Source organism: Streptomyces sp. NPDC031274 (assembly GCF_055570235.1).
Map to the genome: position 1 here is coordinate 1 of NZ_JBVIHP010000182.1, position 1,602 is coordinate 1,602.

A 1,602-nucleotide genomic window follows, 5' to 3' on the forward strand; every position below is an offset into this window, starting at 1 on the left:
GGCGTATCTGCTGGGTGACAGTGGTGCCCAGGTGGTGCTGGGTACGCGGGATGCGCTGGATGATCTGCCGGTGGGTCGGGTGCGGATGATCGCGGTGGACGACCCGACGACGACCGCCCTGCTGGATGGCTACGCGGACGCGGCTGTTGGGCTGGACATTGATCCGGCGGGGTTGGCGTATGTGATCTACACGTCGGGTTCGACGGGGGCGCCGAAGGGTGTGGCGGTGACGCATGGGTCGCTGGCCAACTACGTGTCTTCGGTCTCGTCGCGGTTGGGCTGGACTCAGATGGGGGCGAGGTATGCGTTGCTGCAGGCGCAGGTGACGGACTTGGGTAACACGGTGGTGTTCTCCAGCCTGGCCACCGGCGGGCAGCTTCACGTGCTGGATGAGGAGTCGGTCACCGATCCGGAGGCCGTGGCGGAGTATGTGGCTGGGCAGGGTATTGATGCGTTCAAGGTGGTGCCTTCGCATCTGCAGGCGTTGACGTCCGCGGCGGGCATCGAGCCGCTGCTGCCGGGGCGGTCGGTGGTGCTGGGCGGCGAAGCCTCCAGCCCTGGCTGGGTGCAGGAACTGGTGGCTGCTGCCGGGGATCGGCGGGTGTTCAACCACTACGGCCCGACGGAGACGACGATCGGTGTCGCCACCGCCGAGCTGACCCGGGAGTCGGTGGCTGGTGGGGTGGTGCCGATCGGTACCCCGATCGCCAACACCCGCCTGTTCGTCCTCGACGACGCGCTCGCCCCCGTTCCCACGGGCGTCGTCGGTGAGCTGTATGTGAGCGGTGCAGGGCTGGCGCGGGGGTATGTGGGTCGTGCGTCGTTGACGGGTGAGCGGTTCGTGGCCTGCCCGTTCGGTCCGGGTTCTGGTGAGCGGATGTACCGGACCGGGGACCTGGTGAAGTGGAGCCAGGAGGGACAACTCGCCTTCGTTGGACGGGCGGATGAGCAGGTGAAGATCCGCGGGTTCCGTATCGAGCCCGGTGAGATCGAAGGGGCCTTGCTGACCCATCCGAACGTCACGCAGGCCGTGGTGATCGCCCGCGAGGACAGCCCCGGTGACAAGCGCCTGGTCGCCTACGTGGTGCCCGCGGACGAGGGTGAGCCGGACGGTCTGCGGGAGTTCGTGGCGGGGAGGCTGCCGGAGTACATGGTCCCGGCTGCCGTCGTCTCGCTGCCGGAACTGCCGCTGACCGCCAACGGCAAGCTCGACCGCAAGGGGCTGCAGGCGCCGGAGTACGTCAGTGGTGGTGGCCGCGCCCCGGCCACACCGGTGGAAGAGGCGCTGTGTGCGGCGTTCGCCGAGGTCCTGGGCCTGGATTCGGTCGGTGTCGAGGACGACTTCTTTGATCTGGGTGGGCATTCGCTGCTGGCGGTGCGGTTGGTGTCGCGGATCCGGGTCGTGTTGGGGGTGGAGGTCGAGGTCCGCGCGTTGTTCGAGGCGCCGACGGTGGCCGGGTTGGCGGGGCAGCTGGCGGAGGGTGCCGGGCAGGCGCGTATGCCGCTGGGGGCCGCGGTGCGGCCGGAGCGGTTGCCGTTGTCGTTCGCGCAGCAGCGGCTGTGGTTCCTGGCCCAACTCGAAGGTCCCAGCGCCACCTACAA

The 1,602-nt window shown here is 68.9% G+C and carries 1 protein-coding gene; it reads left to right on the forward strand.

The window, feature by feature from the left end:
• Positions 1-1,602: amino acid adenylation domain-containing protein (locus ACZ5CR_RS44775; RefSeq protein WP_468869306.1), on the forward strand; the 1,602-nt coding region annotated here is incomplete at both ends.